Below are 22731 nucleotides of genomic sequence, written 5' to 3' on the forward strand. Positions count from 1 at the left end.
TTTGATTTGCTTCGATAAGCTTAGGCGGGAGATTTTGCTTGCTTAGGGCTATGGGCTGCGTGCAGACGGGCAATTAACTGGTCTTCTAGCGCAAAGCGCTCGGTAAGGCCTTTTGCCAGTCGATCAATCCAGGCAGGTAAGCGCGCCAAGTTTTGCTGGCAACGCACCGGCGACGCAAAGTCTTCGTCAAACTCCAGCACCATAGCAGTAGACATTTCTAGCCGCTCCAGCAGCTTCGAGGCAATTAGCAAAGCGCTTTCGTCGTTGAACGCTTTGGCCTCTTCCGCTAGCTGAGGGTAAATTTCAAAATGCCCGGCGCTGATATAATCCATTAACAGCTCACTGAAGACATCAACACGCGCTTTGCTAACCGCTTCCAATTCAGCATCGCAGGCGTCTTTCAGTTCGATAAAGCTAACCAAAAGCGCGCGACGTTGATCCAGCCAACGGTCAATCAAACTGTGCACGCCCCCCCAGCGCTCCAGGGCATTTTTGCAATCTTCGAGCATGGGGTTTTCTCCTTGCAGATAACCACCTTTGATAAGGCTAGACTCGCCTTTCCATCTAACCCTGTCAATCCCAGCAGGTACGGTTTCCATGATACTAAAGGCCAATCTATCTATAGGCTGGCCGCGTATGAATGCTTAACTAGCGCTTGATGGCCACCCACAAAATACGCAGCGGTGCGATAGCTAAGATTAAAAAGCCCACCAAAGTCCACGCGGGTAGCGAAAGGCCTAACAGCATAAAGTCAATTTCGGCGCACTCTCCAGAACCAGTGAGCACCATAGCGACTACTTCCTGCATAGGCAGGATATCCATCATGTAGTCCAGGCCAGGACCGCATGAGGGGACTTGGTCAGCGGGCAGGCTCTGCAACCAAACGTGACGACCGGCAATAAACGCGCCGACACCTACCGCGATTCCCCCAAGCGCGCCATAAACGCTCTTACCTATACGACCACGGGGGTTATGTATCGCGGCGACGGCCAACACTAGCCCAGCGGCTATCACCGCTACACGCTGAAAAATACACAATGGGCAGGGGGCAAGCCCGGCAATATGCTCAAGGGCCAGGGCGACCGCCATCATGACAACGCAGAATGCAACACCGACTAGCGCAGCGGGGCGAATAGAAGCGGCGCTCATTGGCTATCCTCTGATGAGATAGCCGAAAGCGCACGAGACTCACGCGCTTTGGCAAAATAGCTGCTTAGAAACTCGCTAAAACTTTCTTGATCAGCGGCTTCGATATCCCGCTGCTGCTGGTGGGAGGTTTCAATGAGCTGTGCCAACAGCGCCTCACGGGAGCGCAGCATCGGCGTTGCTTTAAGCTTATCCGCCTGCTCTTTCGCTAGGCTTAATAACGCATCACTCAGCGAACCATTACCCTCTTGTAGACGAGCCAGCATCTGCGCTGACGGCGTCAATGATGGATCCTTCAGTCGTGGCGCTAACGCTTCTAGCGCGGCGGCATGAGGGGTGCCCTCTTCCACTGCATCCAGCAGGCGTGCGACTTCGCCTAGTTCTGCAAATATCTGTTCGCCCCACGCTCGCACGGTGGTGGTTTCACAGTTATGTATTAGCGTTAGCGCCGGGTCGCGGCCGCGCTCTACCACCAAACGGCGGTTGTCATCCAGGCGGTCGCACTCCTCATCGGAGATCCAGGGGCTATCGCTCAGCAGGCACCACATCAAAAAAGTGTCGACAAAACGCATCTGCGTTTCGGTAACGCCTAGCGGGTCGAAAGGGTTTAAATCCAGGCAGCGCACTTCTATGTACTCAACCCCACGCGCTTCAAGCGCTTGACTGGGCGTTTCATTGTGCTTGGCTACCCGTTTGGGACGAATATCGCTGTAATATTCGTTCTCAATTTGCAGAATATTGGCGTTTAGCTGATGCCACTCTTCGCCGGTTTTTACGCCTAGCTTTTCATAGTCAGGCCACGGAGAAGAGATCGCATGACGCAGCGTGTTAACGTAGTTAGACAGCGAGTTAAAGCAAATTTTTAGCTGCGATTGTACTTTATTCTGGTAGCCCAAATCCGACATCCGCAGGGTCGTCGCATACGGCGCAAAGTAGGTATCGTCGCTGAGTGACTGTAGCTTTTCAGGCACTTTACCTTCAGGTAAAAAGCTCTTATCAATGGCCGGTGAGGCACCAAACAGATAGAGCAGCAGCCAGCTATGACGCCGAAAATGCCGAATCATGCCGAAATAACGGGTGGAGCGATAATCGTTAAAGGGAATGTTCGTGGCTTTTTCCATCTCACGCAGAGCGTGCCACATATCTTCTGGCAGCGAGACGTTGTAATGCACACCTGCAATTGCCTGCATTATGCGCCCGTAGCGCACATCCAACCCTTTTCGATAGACATGCTTCATGGTGCCAACATTAGAGCTGCCATAGTCAGCTATCGGCACGCTTTCATTGCCCGACAGCCGCGAAGGCATACTGCCGGGCCATATCCACTCATTGTCTAGGTGATGATAAGTAAAGGTATGCAGGTCTGATAAGAACGCCAATGCTTCACGTGGCTCTGAGTAAACCGGCGTTATGTACTCAAGCAGTGCTTCTGAGTAGTCGGTAGTGATATGCGGATGCGTTAATTTAGAGCCTAACGCCTGGGGATGCGGCGTTTGGGCAATATGACCATTGGCATCAACCCGCAGCCCTTCTTTTTCCAGCCCGCGACGCAGGCGACCTAACCGCCCTAGCCGAGCGCTAGGCAGCAAGCGCTCAACCTGAGCAGTTAGCGAAGATGGCACAGTGAGAGGTTCAGGCAAGGTGAACACTCCTTGTCAGTAAGGCCCGCCATAAGCAGGCCTTGGTGAAATCAGCTGGCATTGCCATGGTCGTTTTTCATGCTTTCTAGCGAGAACAGAAAGCAGGATATGGCGGCAATCCTGTTTTTTTCAAGACACGCGACTATTTGCCCTGCTTTGCTTTAAGCAGCGCTGCGCCTAATGCTCCCATGGCCGCGGGGGCCTCATTTGGCTTGGGCTGGCTGCCCTGTTGCTGGTTACCCTGTCGACTACTGCGCGGTGGTTTGCGTGGTTCGTGGTTAACCGTGCCGCTGGCCGTAGCTTGGGCTTGCTGTTCTGGTTCATCGTCCAAGCGCATGGAAAGCCCTACCCGCTTGCGGGAAATATCCACGCTCATTACTTTGACGCTGACAATATCGCCCGCCTTAACCACGCTGCGCGGATCGTCGATAAAGCGGTCAGAAAGCGCTGAAATGTGTACGAGTCCGTCTTGGTGAACGCCCACATCCACAAAGGCGCCAAAGTGAGTCACGTTGGTCACAGTGCCTTCCAACACCATTCCCAGTTTTAAGTCTTTCAGAGTTTCAACGCCTTCGCGGAACTCAGCGGCTTTAAACTCAGGGCGCGGGTCGCGCCCCGGCTTATCCAGCTCTTTTAGAATATCGCTCACCGTGGGCACGCCAAAACGCTCGTCGGCAAAATCAGCGGGCTTAAGCGCTTTTAAGGTAGCGCTGTCACCAATCAAGCCCTTTACATCCCGACGATTCTGCTTGGCAATGCGCTCCACCAGGGTATAAGCCTCGGGGTGAACAGCGCTGGCATCCAATGGGTTTTCAGCATTGCTGATGCGCAAGAAGCCGGCACACTGCTCAAAGGTTTTTGGCCCCAGGCGGCTAACCTCTAACAGCTCTTTACGGCTTTTGAACGCGCCTTGGTCATTGCGCTGGGCCACGATATTCTCGGCAATCGCCGCGCTCAGGCCTGCCACGCGAGAAAGCAGTGCGCTAGACGCAGTGTTGAGATCCACACCAACCGCGTTAACACAGTCTTCTATGACAACTTCCAGGCTACGTGACAGCTGCACCTGGGAAACATCATGTTGATATTGGCCTACACCAATGGATTTAGGCTCAATTTTAACCAGCTCTGCGAGTGGATCTTGCAAACGGCGGGCAATAGAGACAGCGCCCCGAACGGTCACATCAAGATCCGGCAACTCACGGGAGGCATATTCAGACGCAGAGTAAACCGAAGCACCCGCTTCAGACACCATCACTTTGCTCAAACGATATGCCGGCGCTAATGCTTTCAGTAGCTCACCCGCCAGCTTATCGGTTTCGCGGCTTGCGGTGCCGTTACCCACGGCAATCAACTGAACATCGTGCTGCTTAACAAGCTTCGCCAAGACACCCAGCGACTCATCCCAGCGGTTTTGCGGCGCATGGGGATAAATAGTGGCTTGATCAACGAACTGCCCCGTCGCATCAACCACCGCTACCTTACAACCAGTTCTTAACCCTGGATCAATGGCAAGCGTCACTTTTTGACCTGCTGGCGCTGCCAACAGCAAGTCTTTTAAGTTAGCTGCAAATACTTCAATCGCTGTTAGCTCAGCCTGTTCCCGCAGACGCCCTAACAGCTCGGTCTCAAGCGCCGTATAGAGCTTCACTCGCCAGGTCCAGCGCACTACTTCAGCTAACCATTTATCCGCTGGGCGGCTTTGATCACTAATACCAAACTGTTTGGCAATGGCGACCTGGGCAGGGTGTATCGGGGCTTCCTCTTCGCCGGGAAGACGTATCGACAGGCTGAGCACTCCTTCATTACGCGCTCGGAACATCGCCAAGGCGCGATGAGATGGCGCTTTGGCGATTTTTTCATCGTGCTCGAAATAGTCGGCGAACTTGGCACCTTCCTGCTGCTTGCCATCTAACACGCGGGCACTTAGCTCGCCCTCTTGCCAGAGGCGCTCGCGCAGTTGACCAATCAACTCGGGGTCTTCTGCAAAGCGCTCCATCAAAATCTGTTTAGCACCATCTAACGCGGCTTTAGCATCCTCAATGGCGGGGATATCGCCCTCTGCGGGACGCAGATAGTGGGTTGCTTCGCTTTCTGGATTAAGGGATGGGTTAGCAAGTAGCGCATCCGCCAACGGCTCAAGGCCTGCTTCGCGAGCAATTTGCGCTTTGGTGCGGCGCTTTTTCTTAAACGGTAGGTATAGATCTTCAAGGCGCTGTTTGGTCTCAGCAGCGTCAATGCTGGCTTTTAGCGTGGCATCAAGCTTGCCCTGCTCATCAATGGCAGAGAGTACCGCCGTGCGGCGCTCTTCAAGCTCGCGCAGATAGCGCAGACGCTCATCGAGTTGGCGAAGCTGGATATCGTCTAATGCGCCGGTGACTTCTTTACGGTAGCGGGCAATGAAAGGCACGGTAGCGCCGCCATCTAAAAGTGCGACCGTGGCGGATACTTGCTCGAGACGTACGCTTAGCTCAGTCGCTAGGCGGGAAATAATACGCTGATTGACATCCATAAATTGCAACTAACTCATGCAGCATTTTTAAGTGCCAACAAGGTATCACAAACCCACAGCGGCGGCATGGGTTGGCCACGAGTGACGCTACTTTAAAGCAAGCAACAAGCCTTTAAGTAGGCACAAAACGCAGGGCTACGCCGTTGTTACACCAGCGTAGGCCTGTAGGCTCTGGCCCGTCGTTAAACACGTGCCCCTGATGACCTTCGCAGCGGGCGCAGTGATATTCGGTTCTGGGCCATATCATCTTGAAATCTAATTTAGAGAGAAGATGACCTTCTATATGGGTGTAAAAGCTTGGCCAACCCGTGCCTGAATCATATTTCATGGCACTGGTAAAAAGCAGCAAATCACACCCAGCGCAGCGGTACTCCCCATCCCTCACTTCGCTATCTAATGGACTAGAGAAAGAGGGCTCAGTGCCCTCTTTACGAAGCACATAAAAGGCATCGTCGGAAAGACGCTCTCGCCACGCCTCTTCACTCAGTGTCAGTTTTTCAATACCGGGGGCTGCCTCAAGATTCAAACGTGGAAAACCATACGATACACCTGGAAGTGCACCCGCTAATCCGGTTAGGCCAGCCAAACCTAAAAATTGACGCCGTTTCATAAGCGCAGCTCCCATCGAAGACATGAAATGAATAGACCACAAAAAAGGGGCAGTGCCTCAGCACTGCCCCTTCTACGACCGCTTAGTTATCCAAACGTTCGACAAGCCAAATATTTATGCAAACCTTAGGTCAGCTGCGGGCCAGCTTTCAGAATCGCATCGTTAACGCCCTCAAATTTCTTGAAGTTATCGACGAATTTGGTTGCCAAATCGCGCAGGTGGCGATCATACGCATCACGGTCGGCCCAAGTTTCACGAGGGTCGAGCAGACTAGAGTCTACGCCCGGCACGGCAACCGGTACCTGCAGGTTCAAACCATCAATGTGTTTGGTTTCCACATCGCGCAGGATACCCGACTGAATCGCGCTGATAATCGCGCGGGTAGTCGGAATCGAGAAGCGTGAGCCGCCCTCTCCGTAAGCACCGCCAGTCCAGCCGGTATTAACCAAATAGACCTGAGCATCTTTCTTTTCAACGCGCTTGATCAAAAGATCAGCGTATTCACGCGCAGGACGTGGGAAGAAAGGCGCACCAAAGCAGGTCGAGAATGTGGCAGCTAAGCCCTCAGAAGAGCCCATTTCAGTAGAACCGACCTTCGCGGTATAGCCCGAAAGGAAGTGGTACGCGGCCGCTTCTTTGGAAAGAATCGATACCGGTGGCAGCACGCCCGACATATCGCACGTTAGGAAGACAATTGCGTTCGGCTCGCCGGCCAGGTTTTCCGGTACGCGTTTTTCAACGTGCTCCAGCGGGTAGGCGGCACGGGAGTTCTGGGTCAGGCTGTCGTCAGCGTAAGCCGGCTCACGGCGGTCGTTGAGTACAACGTTTTCCAGTACGGTGCCGAACTTAATAGCATTCCAAATAACCGGCTCGTTCTTCTCGGAAAGGTCGATACACTTAGCGTAGCAACCGCCTTCCATATTAAAGACGATACCGTCGCCCCAAGCGTGCTCGTCGTCACCAATCAAGTAGCGAGCCTGGTCGGCAGAAAGCGTCGTTTTGCCCGTACCAGAAAGGCCGAAGAACAGGCAGGTTTCGCCATCTTCCCCAACGTTGGCAGAGCAGTGCATCGGCAGCACGTCAGCAGCAGGCAGCAGGAAGTTCTGCACCGAGAACATGGCTTTTTTCATTTCGCCGGCGTAACGCATACCGGCAATTAGCACTTTGCGCTCGGCAAAATTGATAATTACGCAGCCGTCTGAGTTAGTACCATCACGGCTAGGGTCACACTCAAAACCGGCTGCGTTAAGAATTGTCCACTCATCTTTGGCCGCTTGGTTGTAGGCCTGAGGACGCACAAACATGGTGCGACCAAACAGGTTTTGCCAAGCGGTCTCAGTGGAAACACGCACTGGCAGATAGTGAGTCGAGTCACTACCTACGTGTAGTTCAGCAACGAAATGCTCACGGCTACCCAGGTAGTCTTCTACGCGTGCCCACAGCGTTGAGAATTTTTCAGCGTCGAACGGACGGTTAACGCTACCCCAGTCAATGCTGTCGCGGGTAGAAGGTTCATCGACGATAAAGCGGTCTTTCGGTGAACGCCCTGTGCGTAGGCCGGTGTTAACCACCAGGGCACCGTTAGCCGACAGGCGGCCTTCACCACGGGCCACGGCGCGCTCGATCAGTTCGGCGCTGCTGAGATTGACGTGGGCTTGGGGAGCGGCTTGAGTCGTGGTCATGTCGATTCCTGGGCCTTAAGGCCGTTTCTCTCGTTTACCGGGCGTCACCGACGCCTTAAATGGTCAGCCCAGCCACGATAAAGGGGGCTGGACGCGCTTAAGTCCGGCGCATTATGACAAAAAGAAAGCCCCCGGGAAACGGGGGTTTTGAGCAAATGTCTTGTAGTTAAACTACTACATTTGTGTACTATTTTGTGCTGCACCGCAATATTTATTCAAACAACCGTTTAGCAGGCTTGCTATATCCATTGCTGTGCCTAGCATGGCAGTTAAACATCTTTTGCACACCTATCTACCAGGGCGACTACATAACTAGTGAATCACCGGAGGGGACGCACCTGGGTCATCTAACAAAATTTCAATATCCGCTGCCGTGTAGTGATATTTCGTATGGCAAAAGTGGCATTGGGTATCAATGACGCCCTGCTCGCGCAAAATATCAAGCAACTCTTCTTGTCCTAAGGTGTAAAGCGCGTGGCTCATCCGCTCTCGAGAGCAGGTGCACCCAAAGCGTAGCGCTTTAGGCTCGAAGACCCGTGCGGTCTCTTCATGATATAGCCGATAAAGCACTTCACGCTGCTCAAGGCCAAGCAGCTCATCGGACTTAATCGTGTCAGCCAACACAACACTGCGCTCCCAAGCATCCACGTCCTGATTCTGCGAAGCATCGGGCAAGCGCTGCAGTAACAGCCCCCCAGCCCGCTTGCCGTCCGCCGCAAGCCATAACCGCGTCGGCAGCTGCTCCGACTGACCAAAGTAAGCCTCAAGACAGCCGCCCAGAGTACTGTGGTCTAACGCGACAATGCCCTGGTAGCGATGCCCTTCTCGTGGGTCGAGGGTAATCACAATTTGGCCTTCACCCACCAGCTCACGGAAGCTTGCGTACTCACTCGGCAGCGCTGCATCTTCTCCAATACGAGCAATGGCGCGCAGTTCACCACCAGGGTTAGACTCTGCCATTAACAGTGCCAACGCCCCTTGTCCGCGGACTTCAATGCTTAGCGTGCCATCTAGTTTAATGGTATCGGTTAACAGCGCCACGGCAGCCAACAGCTCGCCAAGTAGCTCATTAACAGCGGCAGGGTAAGCGTGGCGGTCAAGCACCTCTTGATAGGCTTCGGCAAGCGTAACAATTTCGCCGCGCACGTTGGTTTGGTCAAACAGGAAACGCTGGATTTGATCAGACATAAAAAACCGTATGAAAGGGAAAAAGAATAAAAGTGCCTGAGGAAATCAGCGTATTGGCTGAACCTCTCAGTCACTCCCGTGACGCTGAAAGCGTTGAATATCACGACGCTGCTTTTTATCAGGGCGCTTAAGAGGGTGCTGCATAGCTTCGTTGGTTAGGCGTCGCGCTTCGGCTTCTTTAGCCCGGCGCTGAGAACTCTCTTCGGTTTCTGCATAGAGCTTGCGCGCCTCGGGGGCACCACGACGCTGGTCGGACAGCGAAGTCACTTCCACCTCATAGATATCCCACCCTTGCGGCACGCGTATTAAAGCACCTAGTTCTACGGCTTTACTGGTTTTCACCCGTGCGCCGTCATAATGCACCTTACCGCCTTCAATCGCTTTTTTAGCCAAGGCGCGGGTTTTAAAAAAACGGGCGGCCCACAGCCACTTATCCAAGCGAACGCTATCACTCATTAACGCTCTCCAAAGGTTTATGAACCCTACCCCGGCAAATTATTTGGCAGTAGCTGGGCAAACCGGTCTAGGGCGATAAATTCCTGTAGTTCTTTTTCAGGCCGCCGGCTATCGGGCTGCTTGATACCTAACAGGTGCTTAATACCAAACTCGCGGGCACTTTCCAGTACGCTCGCATTGTCATCGATAAACAGTGTACGCGACGGGTTAAAAGGCTCCCGCTCTTGAAGGGCAAACCAAAAGGCCTGCTCTTCTTTGGCAGCCCCAACATCTTCTGAGGAGATGATGGCATCTAAGTAGTTTTCCAACCCTGTGAGCGGTAACTTTAAGGCTAAGCTAGCACGGTCAGCGTTGGTGGCAAGCACCACGCGTGGATGGGCGTTCTTTAGCCATTTTAGAAAGTCTAACGCGTCACTGCGCAGGCCAATCAAATGCTGCACTTCCTGCTTTAACGCTACAATATCTACCCCTAGTTCACGACTCCAATACGCTAGGCTGTACCAATTGAGCGTGCCCTGCTCACCAATAATGCGTGCCCGCAGCTCTTCTTGGCTGGCGATATCAAGCTGGTGAAGCTCCACATAGCGCCGGGGCAAATGCTCCAGCCAAAAATGGCTGTCGAAATGCAGATCCAGCAGGGTGCCGTCCATATCGAGTAGGACGGTATCGATCCCGCGCCAATCAATCATTGCCGCTCCAGTCTTAAAGAGTAAGCGTGCTATTGTAGCGTAACCCGTTTTTTGCAGCCACGGAGGCACGATGTCTAATAGCGATCAATCGTCAGGCGAGACCCTAACCGGCTACCCGCGCAAGCCACAGATTTTGGCCCGCCAGAGCGTGGCAAGAAGCCGTTTATTTCATATTGAATCTCTAGACTTACGCTTCTCAAATGGTGAAGAGCGCCAGTTTGAACGCTTGACCGGCGCTGACCGTGGCGCTGTTATGATTATTGCCATGCCCGACCCAGAGCACGTGCTGCTTATTCGTGAATACGCCGCCGGGTTTGAAGATTATGTACTAACGCTACCTAAAGGATTGGTAGACCCTGGCGAAGATATCGTCACCGCGGCCAACCGCGAACTTATGGAGGAGTGCGGATTCGGTGCCCACTGCATTGAACCGTTGGTAGAGCTTTCCTTAGCGCCTAATTATATGCGTCACCGCATGCAGGTACTGCTCGCCACTGACTTATACCCTAAACGACTACCGGGGGATGAACCCGAGCCACTAATTGTCGAAACCCACGCCCTTGAAGAGTTACCCGCGCTGCTGCTCCGGGAGGATTTCCACGAGGCCCGTGCCATCGCTGCACTGTACATCGCTAGAGACAAACTGCGCGAAGAGAAGCGTGACAGCGCGATGGATTTACTCTGAGGCGGAAAGGGATTAAAACAAGGGCGCCATCGGCCACCCTGAGCTTTTCACAAACGCTTTTTTTACAAACGTTTTTTTACAAATGGTGCTTGAGCGCTATCCAACGCCGCTGCCGATGGCTATCCAGGCCCGCCTCCAGAAGCATCATAGTACGCAGGGCATCGTCGATATTTACCGGCAGCGGAGCGCTATCACGTAAGGCGGCCGCAACCCCTTGATAGTAAGCAAGGTAGTTCCCCGGCAGCGTGGGGTGCTCGCGATGCTGAATAGACACGGACTCGCTTTCATCTTCGTTGAGCACCAATGCACCAGGAGCATCCACTCCCCAGTGCGGGGTAGGTATTTCGCCACCCTTTAAGCGCTCTTCTTGGGGGTCAAGACCATATTTGGTGTAGCTACCTTTGGTGCCGTGGATGCGAAAACGCGGCGTCGGCTCGGCTACTAGCGTACCGGCACTTAAGCTAACCCGAAAGCCGTCGTACTCCAGCAAAGCGAGGAAATCGTCATCCGCTTTGGCACCGTCACGTCGCATGGCTAACTCCAGTAAAATGGCGCTAGGCATCCCAAATAGCTCGCAAGCCTGATCTAACAGGTGCGGGCCTAGGTCGTACCAAATACCGCCACCTGGCGTGGCTTTTTCACGCCAGCGGTCGCGTACTTCAGGGCGAAAGCGATCAAAGCGCGACTCAAACCCTATCATACGCCCCAGCGTGCCTTCCTTTAGCAGCGCCTGAATGGTCAGAAAGTCGCTATCCCAGCGGCGGTTGTGAAAGACCGATATCAGCCTCTCTTTATCCACCGCTAGGGCTTTTAACTGTTTTGCCTCTGAGAGTGTCACGGTGAATGGCTTATCGACCACGACATGCTTACCCGCTAAGAGTGCCGCTTTAGCTAAGGGGAAGTGGGTATCGTTTGGGGTGGGAATCACAACTAGATCAAGGTCTGGTCGCTTACATAGCGCCAGCGCTTGGCTTTCTATTTCCACATTGGGCAGATTCGCCTTCACCTTGTCCGCATCGCTTGAGGAAACCGCCACTAGATCCAGCCCTTCAGTCGCTTGAATCAGCGGGGCATGGAAGGTTTTGCTTGCGAAGCCATAGCCAACAAGGCCAACGTTGATGATCGCCTTCATTACAATCCTTAGTTGATTTGACGGTTCACGGTTGGCAAAAAGAACAGCCCGTACGAGACGGGCTGTTATGACGCAATTAATCTAGCTTGGAGAGGTCGCGCACCGCGCCTTTATCGGCGGAAGTGGCGAGCAGCGCATAGGCTTTTAGCGCGGGAGTCACCTTCCGAGGGCGCTCTTCAACCGGTTTCCAGGCGTCTTTGCCCTTAGCGTCCATGGCTTCCCGGCGCTTGGTCAGCTCTGCATCACTGAGCTGTACGTTGATGGTGCGGTTAGGAATATCGATCAGGATGGTGTCACCTTGCTCGACCAAACCAATCGCACCACCTGCCGCGGCTTCAGGAGAGACATGTCCAATCGAGAGACCGGATGTACCACCGGAGAAGCGGCCATCGGTCAGCAGCGCGCAGGCCTTACCCAAACCTTTCGACTTAAGGTAGGAGGTCGGGTAAAGCATCTCCTGCATACCGGGGCCACCTTTGGGGCCTTCGTAGCGAATGACGACCACATCGCCCTCTTTCACTTTGCCATCTAATACGTTGGCAACGGCTTGGTCTTGTGACTCCACCACGTGGGCTTTGCCCTCGAACACCAGAAGAGAGTCATCAACGCCTGCCGTTTTCACGACGCAACCATCGAGCGCAATATTGCCATATAGCACGGCCAAGCCGCCTTCGCGGGAAAAGGCATGTTCCAAATCACGAATACAGCCCGTGGCGCGGTCACCGTCCAAACTTGGCCAACGAGCGCTTTGCGAAAACGCCGTTTGGGTGGGCACGCCTCCGGGGCCTGCTTTGAAGAACTCCACGACCTCTGCGCTTGGTGAGCGCATGATATCCCACTCATCCAATGCTGCTTTCAGACTGTCGCCATAAACGGTGGGAACCGATGTATCCAATACTCCCGCACGGTCGAGCTCGCCCAGAATCGCCATGATGCCCCCGGCGCGGTGAACATCTTCAATATGATACTTCTGGGTATTGGGCGCCACTTTACACAGCTGCGGCACTTCGCGAGAAAGACGGTCGATATCCGCCATGGAGAAGTCCACCTCGGCTTCTTGGGCGGCGGCCAGAAGATGCAGAATAGTGTTCGTGGAGCCACCCATGGCGATATCCAGCGTCATGGCATTTTTAAAGGCGGCTTTGTTACCTATGGCACGGGGCAACAGGTGGACTTCTTCACCTTCGTAGAAACGTTTAGCGAGTTCGACAATCCGGTGTCCGGCATTTTCAAACAGTCGACGGCGGTCTGAGTGAGTAGCCAGCACCGTGCCATTGCCGGGCAGCGCTAACCCAAGCGCTTCCATTAAGCAGTTCATGGAATTAGCTGTAAACATACCGGAGCAACTGCCACACGTGGGGCATGCGCTGCGCTCTACTTCGGCAAGGGTTTCATCATCCACGCTGTCATCGGCCGCCATTACCATCGCATCAACCAGGTCAAGGCCGTGATCTAACAGCTTTGTTTTACCCGCTTCCATGGGGCCACCGGAAACAAAAATGACCGGAATGTTCAGGCGCATCGCGGCCATCAGCATTCCGGGGGTGATTTTGTCGCAGTTGGAAATACACACCAAGGCATCAGCACAGTGTGCGTTGCACATGTACTCAACGCTGTCGGCAATAATATCTCGGCTTGGCAGCGAATAGAGCATGCCATCGTGGCCCATGGCAATGCCGTCATCCACCGCAATGGTGTTGAACTCTTTGGCAACACCACCCGCTTTTTCTATCTCACGGGCAGCTAACTGCCCCATGTCTTTTAAGTGAACATGGCCCGGTACAAACTGAGTAAACGAGTTAGCCACTGCAATAATGGGCTTATGGAAATCGTCATCCTTCATACCCGTAGCACGCCAAAGGGCACGGGCACCGGCCATATTACGGCCAGCAGTGGTAGTACGGGAGCGATACTCGGGCATGGTGTCCTCTACATCTTTATCGTGGCCTGCCACATTCGTGGCAGCAGGCAAATGAATCCAGCGGCTTTGAATTGTGGCATGAGCGAACCGTAGAGACTAGATGGTGAGGGCAACCAACACTCACTTTTACACACCTTCGGCCTAATACACTGCATAAAACATGCCACCCGAAGGTGGCATGAACGTAGTCGATCTTCTAAACAAAAAGTACCAGCGCTAAGTTACTCCTTCAGGCTCCTCCTATGAACGTTGAGCGGCACATTCATTAATTAAAACTCGTCCCAGTTCTGCGTGCTTTGAGAGCGGGCGGGCGCAGACGAGGATCTGGCGGCAGGCAAGTTGAGCGATGCTTTACGCAGCGCTTGGTTAACTTGGTTAAGCTTTTCACGTGCGGCTTGAATGCTTTCTTCCTGGGCACCTTCTAACCGGAACGCGTCAACAACGTTTGCCAACTCGAAGGCTTCTATCGCCAAGTTATCTGCGGAGGCGGCAATGCTCTGTACCTTCGTCGCATTTTGCTGAGTGACGTTGTCCATTTCGGCAATTGCTGTATTAATCTGCCCAATACCGCTGCTCTGTTCACTGGAAGCGGTGCTAATCGACTCCATCAACTCACTTACGCGACTCACCTGCTGCATAACGTTTTCGATCGCTTTTTCCGCCTGCTCAACGGCGGTACGGCCACCGCTTACCTCTTGAGTGGTGCTATCAATCATCTTACGAATTTCTTGTGAAGCGTCCGCACTCCGGCTAGCAAGCATACGTACTTCGCTAGCAACGACCGCAAACCCTCGGCCATGCTCACCCGCACGGGCTGCTTCAACAGACGCATTAAGTGCCAAAATATTAGTTTGAAAGGCAATACCGTCGATCACCCCGATCATTTCGGTCATTTTTTCGGCACGCTGTGCGATGCGCTGCATCCGTTCAACCAGCTGCTCCATTTGCGCTTGGGTATCGCGGGTACTGACAGCATTCTGCGCAGCAAGCTCGGTAGCCTGACGGGCATTTTCGGTATTCTGCTGCACCGTTGAGGTCATCTCCTCCATGCTTGAGGCGGTTTGCTGAAGCGATGACGCCTGCTGCTCCGTGCGCGAGGCAAGCTCTTCGTTTTCAGTGGCAATTTGCTGAACTGCTGGCGTCACCACTGAAACACGGTTTTCTACATCGCCGACAATGCTCGCTAAGCTAAAGCGCATGGTATCCAAGGAATAGAGCAGCTCGCCTAACTCATCATTCGTTTGACGACGCTCCCGCGCGGCAAGGTTGCCCGCCGCAATTTGAAACGTCATGTGCCGCGCGCCTGCTAAACTGCGAAATACCGATTTGAGAATGACAAAACTAAGCCCCACCATCACCAATAGCCCTACCGCCATCAACACCAGCTGAGCAATCAGCATTTGCTGACGCCCCTGCTTCGCCTCAGCCACTAGCGCTTCGGCATTAACGCGCTCTTGGCTAACGAGCTGGCTAATCGCCTCGCGAAGTATTTCGGTGGTTGGCTGAACGCTGTCGTTAAAAGCTTCAAACGCTGCAAACCCATTGGCTTCCATGACAGCAGCAAGCGCTCTATCAATACCGCTGCGCCAAGTGACCACCGCAGCATCAAACGCTTGTACACTCTCTTCCCCCGAATCATTGTCAGCAAGGTACTCACCCCACAACCTTTCAATGACTTGGGTATGCCCACCCGTTGTGTCGGCAACAGCCTCTAAATCAACCCGCCTTGGATTGCGAATAGCAGGTTCAATCACTTCAACCGCCTGCCCTACATGCCGCTCGATACGCTGAAGATTCGTTACGGCCTCGAGGCCAGAACGGTTCAGTGTTTCCAAGCGATCCCCTGACTGCACCAAACCAAAAATCCCTAACCCACCAGCCAATGCCAGCAGTAGCAGCGAGGCAATAACCATGCCGGTGAGCTTAGCTTTTAAACTGGTTAGCTGAAAACGCGTAAAAAAACCGCCAATCCCACGGCGTTTTAGCTGCCCTTCTGAAAGCGTATAGCGGCGAGACTTACCCTTCTCACGAATCTCGGCGTACACTCTTTCGGCCAAAGCAATACGCTTCGGCGAAGCTTTGCGCCGTAATGAGGTATAACCAACAATGCGATCTCCATCCCTTAGTGGTGCGACAGTGGCATTAACCCAGTAGTGATCGCCGTTTTGACGACGATTTTTGACTGTCCCCTGCCAAGTACCACCAGCCTGTATAGTTTTCCAAAAATCAGCATAGGCCGCTTCTGGCATATCTGGGTGGCGAATCAGGTTGTGAGGCGCCCCCATCAACTCATCTCGCGTATAGCCACTAACTTCCACAAACGCAGCGTTTGCGTAAGTCACATTGCCTTTTAAGTCAGAACGAGAAATTAAAACCGTTTCATCGTCCAGCGCGTATTCACGTTGCGTGATGGGTTGATTATTACGCATTCAGGTTCCCCAGGGTTATAATTTAGAAACTGCTGAAAGCTTTTTCGCGAATCAGGAGCTCTTTTATATTGGCAGGTATTATCCTGTGTCTTCTCTTAATTTAACTAGTAAACAAATGTAAAAAAGCGCCATTCTTTATAGAATGGCGCTTGATTTAAACGGTCGAATTATAAACTAAGTCTTAGCTAGCTAAACACTACGTTAGCGACATCACGGTAACGGTTGGCAAAGTGTACCGTCATGCCCTCTTTTAAATAGTCGGGTAACTCTTCATAGTCCCGGCGATTAGCGTCAGGCAAAATCACCTCGAAAATATCGCTACGCCGTGCGGCAATGATTTTTTCACGGATTCCTCCTACGGGTAGCACCTGCCCAGTTAGTGTCAGCTCTCCGGTCATGGCTAGCGGCCGCTTAATTGCCTGATGCTTGGCCAGCGAAAGTAGTGCCGTCGTCATCGTTACCCCGGCAGAGGGGCCATCTTTGGGTGTGGCGCCTTCAGGTACGTGAAGGTGCACAAATGCGGAGTCAAAAAAGTCCGCATCCGCGCCATACTCAGCCAAATGGCCCAAGGTGTAGCTATAGGCGATATTAGCGGACTCTTTCATTACATCGCCCAGCTTACCGGTGAGTTTAAACCCGCGGTCTAGGGCGTGCACTTTACCGGCTTCAATCGGCAATGTGGCGCCTCCCATGGAGGTCCAGGCAAGCCCGGTGACCACCCCTTCACCTTTAAGCACTTTTTCTTTACGGAAAAGGGGCGCACCTAAAAATTCTTCCAGGTTTTTAACCGAAATTTTTACCGTCTCTAGCTTCTCTTCTAACAGCTTAACTGCCGCCTTACGCACAATACGGTGTAGCTGTTTTTCTAACTGACGAACACCCGCTTCCCGGGCGTAGCCGTCAATCACCTGTTTAAGCGCAGCGTCGGTTAAGTTAATGCGCTTTTTCGGCAAATTGTCGCGCTTAAGCAGCTTAGGCCAAAGGTGGTGTTTAGCAATCTGCAGCTTCTCTTCAGCGATATAGCCTGACAAGCGTATCTGCTCCATACGGTCCAACAACGGGGCTGGGATAGAGTCCAAGGTATTGGCCGTACACACGAACAGAACCTTGGAAAGATCCATTCGCACGTCCAGATAGTGATCAAGAAAGTCGACGTTTTGCTCAGGGTCTAGCACTTCAAGCAACGCAGAGGCAGGGTCACCCTGAAACGATTGGCCGAGCTTGTCAATCTCATCCAGCATAATCACTGGGTTTTCAACTTCAACTTCTTTAAAGGCTTGCACCAGCTTGCCGGGCATGGCACCTACATAGGTGCGTCGGTGGCCCTTAATTTCAGCTTCATCGCGCATACCACCCACTGAAAAACGATAAAACTCACGGCCAAGCGCTTCAGCAATCGAGCGTCCTATTGAGGTTTTACCCACTCCTGGCGGGCCAACCAACAGCACAATAGAGCCACCTACATCGCCTTTAAAAGTACCTTCCGCGAGGAATTCAATAATTCGCTCTTTAACGTCTTTCAAACCATCGTGATCGCGGTCTAGCACCTCACGGGCTGTAGCAAGGTCTAGCTTATCCTGGCTGGTGACACCCCAAGGCAGTGACGTTAGCCAGTCTAAATAGTTACGCGTTGTGCCGTACTCTGGAGAGCCGGTTTCCAGCACGCTGAGCTTATTTAGTTCGTCGTCAATGCGGCTCTGGACGCGTTCAGGCACGACCAGCGACTCCAGGCGCTGCTTGAAGGTATCAACATCGTTTTCGCGGTCGTCTTTTGAGATGCCTAGCTCGCGCTGAATGACCTTCAGCTGCTCACGCAGGAAGAACTCTCGCTGGCGCTCCTGCATCTGGGCATTCACCTGCTCACTGATCTCGCCCTGCAACAGCGCCACATCAATCTCTTTACGCAGCAGCGGCAACACTTTCTGCATCCGCTCTTCCACCGACAGGGTGGCCAGCACATCCTGAAGCTCTGGGCCTTTAGCGGAGGTAATGGCAGCGGCAAAATCGGTCAATGGCCCTGGTTGATGAGGGCTAAAGCGGTTGAGATAGTGTTTTAACTCTTCGCCATAGAGCGGGTTAATCGGCAGCAGCTCTTTAATGCCGTTGATAATCGCCATGGCATAAGCACGGGTCTCTTCATTCTCCGCGTCAACCGGCTCTTTTGGGTAAGTCACTTCAACTAAATAGGGCGGCTCTTTGGAAAGCCAGCGGGTAATTTTAAAACGCTGCAGCCCCTGAGCGATAAACTGGATCTGCTGATCCTCGCTCTTGAGCTTATGTACTTTGACGGCAGTCCCAATCGCGGGAAAACGGTCATGGTCAAGCGAATCCACGCCCTGCTCACCGACAAACGCAACCCCAATGGTGTGGTGCGGTGTGTTGCCCACTCGACGCATGGTCTCTTCCCAGCGCTCACGGTTAATAACCAACGGCTGGACTTGAGCAGGAAAGAAAGGACGATTATGAATCGGTAGGAGATAAATACGCTCTGGCAGCATTTCGCTGGCAGGCACCAGCGAATTTACCCGTTCGCCGTCGGAACGGTGCTCTTTATTTTCAGAGAGCGTTTCACTTTCAGAGGGCTCTTGGTGGGACTCTTGTGGCTCGCCATCGGTTAGCCAATCAAGATCTTCGTGATCGCGGTCGTAATCTTGGTCGCTCATGCGCCCTCCAATCCACAGTAACAAGCAACAGTCACTAGCAACTGTCACTGCTTGATATGCCTTGTGGAATGCGGGCACAAAGCCAAAACTTCAACCCTTTACGATGGCTTAAAGCAATACAGTTACGGCCATAAAGCGGGTATCGGCCGACCGTTTACCCGCCACCCCCCTCGTACCACGTCAAACTGCAGCTCTCGGGTTCCCAGCGGCAGGCCTAGCCATAGCGCAGCTACGGTAGGGGCATCATGCCAAATAAAATCGCCGTCGATACGCTCAAGCCAACGTGCTCGCTCCTCAGGCTTTTCTAGGGCCGCAATACTTAGTTCATTAAGATTGCGAGCATCAAAAAACAGCGCGCCATCCGCCTCAACGCTCAGCCCCAATAACGGGCTGTCAATGATGACGACCGGCACATCCAAGCGAGGCGAATCGCTTAATACTTGCAGCAAGTCTGGCTCCAAACGGGCCAGTAATCCTTCTGCCATCGGCAAGCTGGTATCTCCCCAGGCAGCCTCTTGGCGTAAACGCCGAATAGTTTGCCGCACGGCATCCGCGTTAAGGCGAGAAAGCTCTGCTTCCACTCTGCCGCTAAACAGAGGTGTTTCAGGGGCTTCACTGGGCACGCGCACTTCACCCACAATAAGCTCGCCTTTAAGGCGCAGCTCACTCTCATCAAGCACCATATAGCTGTGCACATCCAGAGGCGCTACCTGAACATCATAAGCGGGATAACGCATCGCTAAGTTTTCGATATGCAGATGGTCGCGCTGGGCAAAATGGTAGGCATCTTCAATGTAGGTATAGCGACTTTCCAATACGCTAGGGCCAAGGGTTAGCTGGGCCAGCCCATCCGTTAAGGTTAATTGATCCAGCAGCACGCGGGTATGCCAATCACCAAATACGCCTTCAAGACGTATGCGCGCACCGCGCACGTCTAGCTCGCGGCCATTTTGTTGAATAACAAACGGGGCCAGTGCTAACCGCAGCTCGCTATAACCGCTGAGCGTATGATAACGGCCCTGCCAGCGAGGCACTGAAGGCGCTGATACTTCACCCACCGCTTTTTGCAGAACGCTATCTAAGCGCGGCAGTATTGTGCCCTCCACATCGGTACTTAAAATTCCATGGCGCGCACGGTAGCTTATCTCTAGTCGCCAAGGACGACCAAGCAGCGGCGAAAGCAATAAACTTCCCTGCGATGTTAACCATCCTTGGTGGCTTTCCGTACGGCTCACCCGCCACTCCCCCCGTGCCTCGAGGTCTTCAAGCGCTTGGCGAAGGCTGCGCTCAAACAGCACGCTCGAAAGCAGTTGCGCCACCATCCATGCAACAGCGATGACGGCGAGAACGGGAGCGATCAGACGTTCCTTGCGCATGCCCTCTCCTTTAACAGCCCAAAATGGCGAGCAGAGCCAACGTTACCTATCTGTTCAGGCCAGCACAGTTAAAACAATCAGCCCAAAAAGTACATGTAAACCCAGTACAACCCAAGCTCTTGCAGCCAAACCTAGTGCAGCCAAAACCAGAGGTGCATGGTACTCCAGGCGTAAATCCCTGCCATTACGTCATCAATCATAATGCCGAAACCGCCCGCTACCCGTCGGTCTGCCCAGCGGATAGGCCAAGGCTTAAAGACATCAAAAATGCGAAAGACGATAAAGCCCCAAAGTGCGGCTTCCCAGGAAAAAGGCACCGCCGCCATGGTAATCCAGTAACCAACAAACTCATCCCACACAATACCCGAGTGGTCATGTACCCCTAAGTCTTGCGACGTTTTCTCACAGAGCCAAACGCCTACAACAAAGGCGGCCATCACCAAGCTTAAATACCATACCAGGGGTAGATCGGCCATTATCCAATAAAAAGGAATTGCCGCTAGAGTACCGAAGGTACCGGGCGCCCACGGAGCGGTGCCACTCCCCAGACCGAAAGCAAAAAAGTGGGTTGGCCTGCGCCAAACACTGGCGGGCGCACGGTTCATACCTCACCCCCACTAAAGTGCTGCCAGCCTGCATAGTCGGTGGCATCAATTCCTCTCACCCCCGGCGTTTCACAGCAGCGCCCTATCACGGTAAGCGGCAGGCCTATACTGGCAAGGCATGCCTGGGCACGCGTTACGTCATCAGGGGCAAGCGTTACCAGAAGTTCATAGTCGTCGCCGCCTGAAAGAGCCGCTTGACGAGCAGCATCAAGCCCACGCTGCTCTACCAACCCTTCCGCTAACGGAATCGCCTCTAAATCAAGTACCGCACCCACCTTTGAGGCAGTACGCAGGTGGGCGAGATCTGCCAGCAGCCCATCGGAGATATCCATGGCTGCCGTGGCAATGCCACGAAGCGCAGCGCCTGCTGCAAGCCGGGGCTCAGGCAACAAATAACGCTGCAGTAAGGGGTGCGATAAGTCTCGCTCCCCCTGTTGCCAATACGCCAAACCGCCCGCACCACCGCCTAATGCGCCGGTTACCGCAATCACATCACCCGGCTTAGCACCGGCGCGGGTCATCGCTTCACCTGCGGGCACTTCACCCATCACGGTAACGCCGATGGTTAGCGCCCCAGAGGTAACATCGCCCCCCACCAGCGTTGTAGCATGCTGATGACAAAGGTTATGAAACCCTTTTGCATAGTCCGCTAGCCACTGTTCAGCGGCGGCATGCTCTGCAAATACCCGCTGATCGAGGGTTAGCGCCATTAGGCACCAGCGCGAGGTTGCCCCCATCGCGGCCAAATCGCTTAACGCAACGGCAAGAGCGCGGTGCCCTAGCGCATAGGCGGGGGCATCGCTGGGAAAGTGGACATCGATAACGGACGTATCGACGCTGACCGCCAGTTGCTGCCCTGCCTTGGGCACCAATAGCGTGGCATCGTCGCCATTTCCAAGAGCAACGCCGTCAGTCGCTTGCGCCTCCTGCGGCGACATAAAATAGCGTCGAATCAATTCAAATTCGGCAAGCACAAAGGCCCCTTAAACGCTTGATCAGGCCGCTCGCTTACAAACGGCGAGCGCTGACTTCGGCACTACGTAAGCGGTTTGCCAGCTTATCAAGAATGCCATTCACGTACTTATGGCCGTCGGTGGCGCCAAATGACTTAGCCAGCTCAACGCCTTCGTTGATCACTACACGGTACGGCACTTCCATCCGGTGGGAAAGCTCGTAAGCACCCAAACGCAGAATCGCTAGCTCCACCGAGTCCAGATCCTCTAAACGGCGATCCAGCAACGGGGATATTTCACGATCGAGTTCTGCCTTAAAACGCACCGTATTGTGCAACAGCTCATGGAAAAGCGCTTTGTCGGCAATTTCCATTACCTTGACCCAGTTTTCGTGATCTTCCAGATCGTCATCAGCCACTTGGCTACGGAACTCAGCTTCAATAGTGGTGATGGATTTACCGGTCATTTGCCACTGGTAAAGCCCTTGAACCGCCAACTCACGTGCGGCGTGGCGCCCTTGCTGCGCAGCAGAGGGCTTACGCTCACTACGCTCGCTCATTGGTTGTCTCCTAACGGCAGCGCACGCAGCAGCGAGACCATTTCCATCGCGGCCATGGCTGCTTCAGTACCTTTATTACCGGCTTTGGTACCCGCACGCTCGATGGCCTGCTCAATAGACTCAACCGTCAATACACCGTTTGCCACCGGTGTATCAAACTCAAGCTGGAGATGGTTCATCGCTGTGTTGCAGCCACCCGCTACGTATTCAAAGTGAGGCGTTCCACCACGAATCACCGCGCCCAAGGCAATCACCGCATCAGGCTGCATGACTTTAAGCACGCGCTTTACCGCCAGCGGCAGTTCCCAGGCGCCGGGCACGTGAACAATGTGGATGTTTTCAGCATCAACACCGTGGCGGGTCAGGCTATCGACCGCACCCTCCACCAAGCTATCCACCACATGGTGGTTAAACCGCCCAACGACGATGACATAGCGGCCATCAACATCTACAAAAGTGCCTTCAACTTGCGAAAGGGATTGCATCAA

The 22731-nt window shown here is 53.6% G+C and carries 19 protein-coding genes; 1 reads left to right on the forward strand and 18 read right to left on the reverse strand.

The features are described from left to right. Positions 1-20: 20 nt before the first annotated feature. From BB497_15085 to BB497_15125, 9 genes are all read right to left on the reverse strand, one after another. Positions 21-509 carry an anti-RNA polymerase sigma 70 factor gene (locus BB497_15085; GenBank protein ID AVI63936.1) on the reverse strand — a complete coding sequence of 163 codons (489 nt, stop codon included), beginning with the start codon at positions 507-509 and terminating at the stop codon, positions 21-23. A 139-nt stretch (positions 510-648) separates the two neighbouring features. Further along, entirely contained in the window at positions 649-1149 is a 501-nt protein-coding gene (locus BB497_15090) for a dihydrolipoamide acetyltransferase (GenBank protein AVI63937.1), read from the reverse strand. Then, positions 1146-2786 (reverse strand): glutamate--cysteine ligase, encoded by a 1641-nt coding sequence (locus tag BB497_15095; protein AVI63938.1) that lies wholly within the window; start codon positions 2784-2786, stop codon positions 1146-1148. The genes BB497_15090 and BB497_15095 overlap by 4 nt, the downstream gene beginning before the upstream one ends. Before the next feature lie 142 nt (positions 2787-2928). Continuing rightward, a complete protein-coding gene (locus tag BB497_15100; GenBank protein AVI63939.1) occupies positions 2929-5295 on the reverse strand; it encodes an RNA-binding transcriptional accessory protein in 2367 nt (788 codons plus the stop codon). 112 nt (positions 5296-5407) lie between these two features. Beyond that, on the reverse strand, positions 5408-5905 hold the full coding sequence (locus BB497_15105) for a peptide-methionine (R)-S-oxide reductase (GenBank protein ID AVI63940.1): 498 nt from the start codon (positions 5903-5905) through the stop codon (positions 5408-5410). Positions 5906-6030: 125 nt separating this feature from the next. After that, complete coding sequence (locus BB497_15110; protein AVI63941.1) at positions 6031-7587, reverse strand: phosphoenolpyruvate carboxykinase (ATP); 1557 nt, start codon at positions 7585-7587, stop codon at positions 6031-6033. 312 nt (positions 7588-7899) lie between these two features. After that, entirely contained in the window at positions 7900-8775 is an 876-nt protein-coding gene (locus tag BB497_15115) for a molecular chaperone Hsp33 (protein ID AVI63942.1), read from the reverse strand. 66 nt (positions 8776-8841) lie between these two features. Then, positions 8842-9231, reverse strand: coding sequence for an RNA-binding protein (locus BB497_15120; GenBank protein ID AVI63943.1), 390 nt, complete (start codon positions 9229-9231; stop codon positions 8842-8844). A 26-nt stretch (positions 9232-9257) separates the two neighbouring features. After that, positions 9258-9920 (reverse strand): haloacid dehalogenase, encoded by a 663-nt coding sequence (locus BB497_15125; protein AVI63944.1) that lies wholly within the window; start codon positions 9918-9920, stop codon positions 9258-9260. A 70-nt stretch (positions 9921-9990) separates the two neighbouring features. Between BB497_15125 and BB497_15130 the strand changes: the two genes are divergently transcribed. Continuing rightward, the gene (locus BB497_15130) at positions 9991-10605 is read left to right on the forward strand and encodes an ADP compounds hydrolase NudE (protein AVI63945.1); all 615 of its coding nucleotides are present in this window, start codon (positions 9991-9993) and stop codon (positions 10603-10605) included. Between the two features lie 76 nt (positions 10606-10681). Here BB497_15130 and BB497_15135 read toward each other — a convergent pair whose 3' ends face one another. The 9 genes from BB497_15135 to BB497_15175 form a co-directional block, all read right to left on the reverse strand. Then, positions 10682-11737, reverse strand: a complete 1056-nt coding sequence (locus BB497_15135; protein ID AVI63946.1) for an oxidoreductase — start codon at positions 11735-11737, stop codon at positions 10682-10684. A gap of 76 nt (positions 11738-11813) precedes the next feature. Beyond that, on the reverse strand, positions 11814-13658 hold the full coding sequence (locus tag BB497_15140; protein AVI64373.1) for a dihydroxy-acid dehydratase: 1845 nt from the start codon (positions 13656-13658) through the stop codon (positions 11814-11816). Between the two features lie 269 nt (positions 13659-13927). Next, positions 13928-16087: a chemotaxis protein gene (locus tag BB497_15145; GenBank protein AVI63947.1), complete on the reverse strand. Its 2160-nt coding sequence runs from the start codon at positions 16085-16087 to the stop codon at positions 13928-13930. Between the two features lie 185 nt (positions 16088-16272). After that, positions 16273-18750 (reverse strand): endopeptidase La, encoded by a 2478-nt coding sequence (locus BB497_15150; GenBank protein ID AVI63948.1) that lies wholly within the window; start codon positions 18748-18750, stop codon positions 16273-16275. Between the two features lie 122 nt (positions 18751-18872). Then, positions 18873-20126 carry a hypothetical protein gene (locus BB497_15155; protein AVI63949.1) on the reverse strand — a complete coding sequence of 418 codons (1254 nt, stop codon included), beginning with the start codon at positions 20124-20126 and terminating at the stop codon, positions 18873-18875. 131 nt (positions 20127-20257) lie between these two features. Next, complete coding sequence (locus BB497_15160) at positions 20258-20731, reverse strand: phosphatidylglycerophosphatase (GenBank protein ID AVI63950.1); 474 nt, start codon at positions 20729-20731, stop codon at positions 20258-20260. Continuing rightward, a complete protein-coding gene (locus BB497_15165) occupies positions 20728-21705 on the reverse strand; it encodes a thiamine-phosphate kinase (GenBank protein ID AVI63951.1) in 978 nt (325 codons plus the stop codon). The genes BB497_15160 and BB497_15165 overlap by 4 nt, the downstream gene beginning before the upstream one ends. 34 nt (positions 21706-21739) lie before the next feature. Continuing rightward, positions 21740-22243 (reverse strand): N utilization substance protein B, encoded by a 504-nt coding sequence (locus BB497_15170; GenBank protein AVI63952.1) that lies wholly within the window; start codon positions 22241-22243, stop codon positions 21740-21742. After that, positions 22240-22728 (reverse strand): 6,7-dimethyl-8-ribityllumazine synthase, encoded by a 489-nt coding sequence (locus BB497_15175; GenBank protein ID AVI63953.1) that lies wholly within the window; start codon positions 22726-22728, stop codon positions 22240-22242. Before BB497_15175 ends, BB497_15170 begins: the two co-directional genes overlap by 4 nt. Positions 22729-22731: the final 3 nt, after the last annotated feature.

It is taken from the genome of Halomonas sp. GFAJ-1, from assembly GCA_002966495.1.
GTDB lineage: Bacteria > Pseudomonadota > Gammaproteobacteria > Pseudomonadales > Halomonadaceae > Vreelandella.

What these genes read in the sequence shown, in the direction of transcription:
- BB497_15085 (AVI63936.1), bottom strand. Translation starts at nt 509, where the DNA reads ATGCTCGAAGATTGCAAAAATGCCCTGGAGCGCTGGGGGGGCGTGCAC.
- BB497_15090 (AVI63937.1), bottom strand. Translation starts at nt 1,149, where the DNA reads ATGAGCGCCGCTTCTATTCGCCCCGCTGCGCTAGTCGGTGTTGCATTC.
- BB497_15100 (AVI63939.1), bottom strand. Translation starts at nt 5,295, where the DNA reads ATGGATGTCAATCAGCGTATTATTTCCCGCCTAGCGACTGAGCTAAGC.
- BB497_15105 (AVI63940.1), bottom strand. Translation starts at nt 5,905, where the DNA reads ATGAAACGGCGTCAATTTTTAGGTTTGGCTGGCCTAACCGGATTAGCG.
- BB497_15110 (AVI63941.1), bottom strand. Translation starts at nt 7,587, where the DNA reads ATGACCACGACTCAAGCCGCTCCCCAAGCCCACGTCAATCTCAGCAGC.
- BB497_15115 (AVI63942.1), bottom strand. Translation starts at nt 8,775, where the DNA reads ATGTCTGATCAAATCCAGCGTTTCCTGTTTGACCAAACCAACGTGCGC.
- BB497_15120 (AVI63943.1), bottom strand. Translation starts at nt 9,231, where the DNA reads ATGAGTGATAGCGTTCGCTTGGATAAGTGGCTGTGGGCCGCCCGTTTT.
- BB497_15125 (AVI63944.1), bottom strand. Translation starts at nt 9,920, where the DNA reads ATGATTGATTGGCGCGGGATCGATACCGTCCTACTCGATATGGACGGC.
- BB497_15130 (AVI63945.1), top strand. Translation starts at nt 9,991, where the DNA reads ATGTCTAATAGCGATCAATCGTCAGGCGAGACCCTAACCGGCTACCCG.
- BB497_15135 (AVI63946.1), bottom strand. Translation starts at nt 11,737, where the DNA reads ATGAAGGCGATCATCAACGTTGGCCTTGTTGGCTATGGCTTCGCAAGC.
- BB497_15140 (AVI64373.1), bottom strand. Translation starts at nt 13,658, where the DNA reads ATGCCCGAGTATCGCTCCCGTACTACCACTGCTGGCCGTAATATGGCC.
- BB497_15145 (AVI63947.1), bottom strand. Translation starts at nt 16,087, where the DNA reads ATGCGTAATAATCAACCCATCACGCAACGTGAATACGCGCTGGACGAT.
- BB497_15150 (AVI63948.1), bottom strand. Translation starts at nt 18,750, where the DNA reads ATGAGCGACCAAGATTACGACCGCGATCACGAAGATCTTGATTGGCTA.
- BB497_15155 (AVI63949.1), bottom strand. Translation starts at nt 20,126, where the DNA reads ATGCGCAAGGAACGTCTGATCGCTCCCGTTCTCGCCGTCATCGCTGTT.
- BB497_15160 (AVI63950.1), bottom strand. Translation starts at nt 20,731, where the DNA reads ATGAACCGTGCGCCCGCCAGTGTTTGGCGCAGGCCAACCCACTTTTTT.
- BB497_15170 (AVI63952.1), bottom strand. Translation starts at nt 22,243, where the DNA reads ATGAGCGAGCGTAGTGAGCGTAAGCCCTCTGCTGCGCAGCAAGGGCGC.
- BB497_15175 (AVI63953.1), bottom strand. Translation starts at nt 22,728, where the DNA reads ATGCAATCCCTTTCGCAAGTTGAAGGCACTTTTGTAGATGTTGATGGC.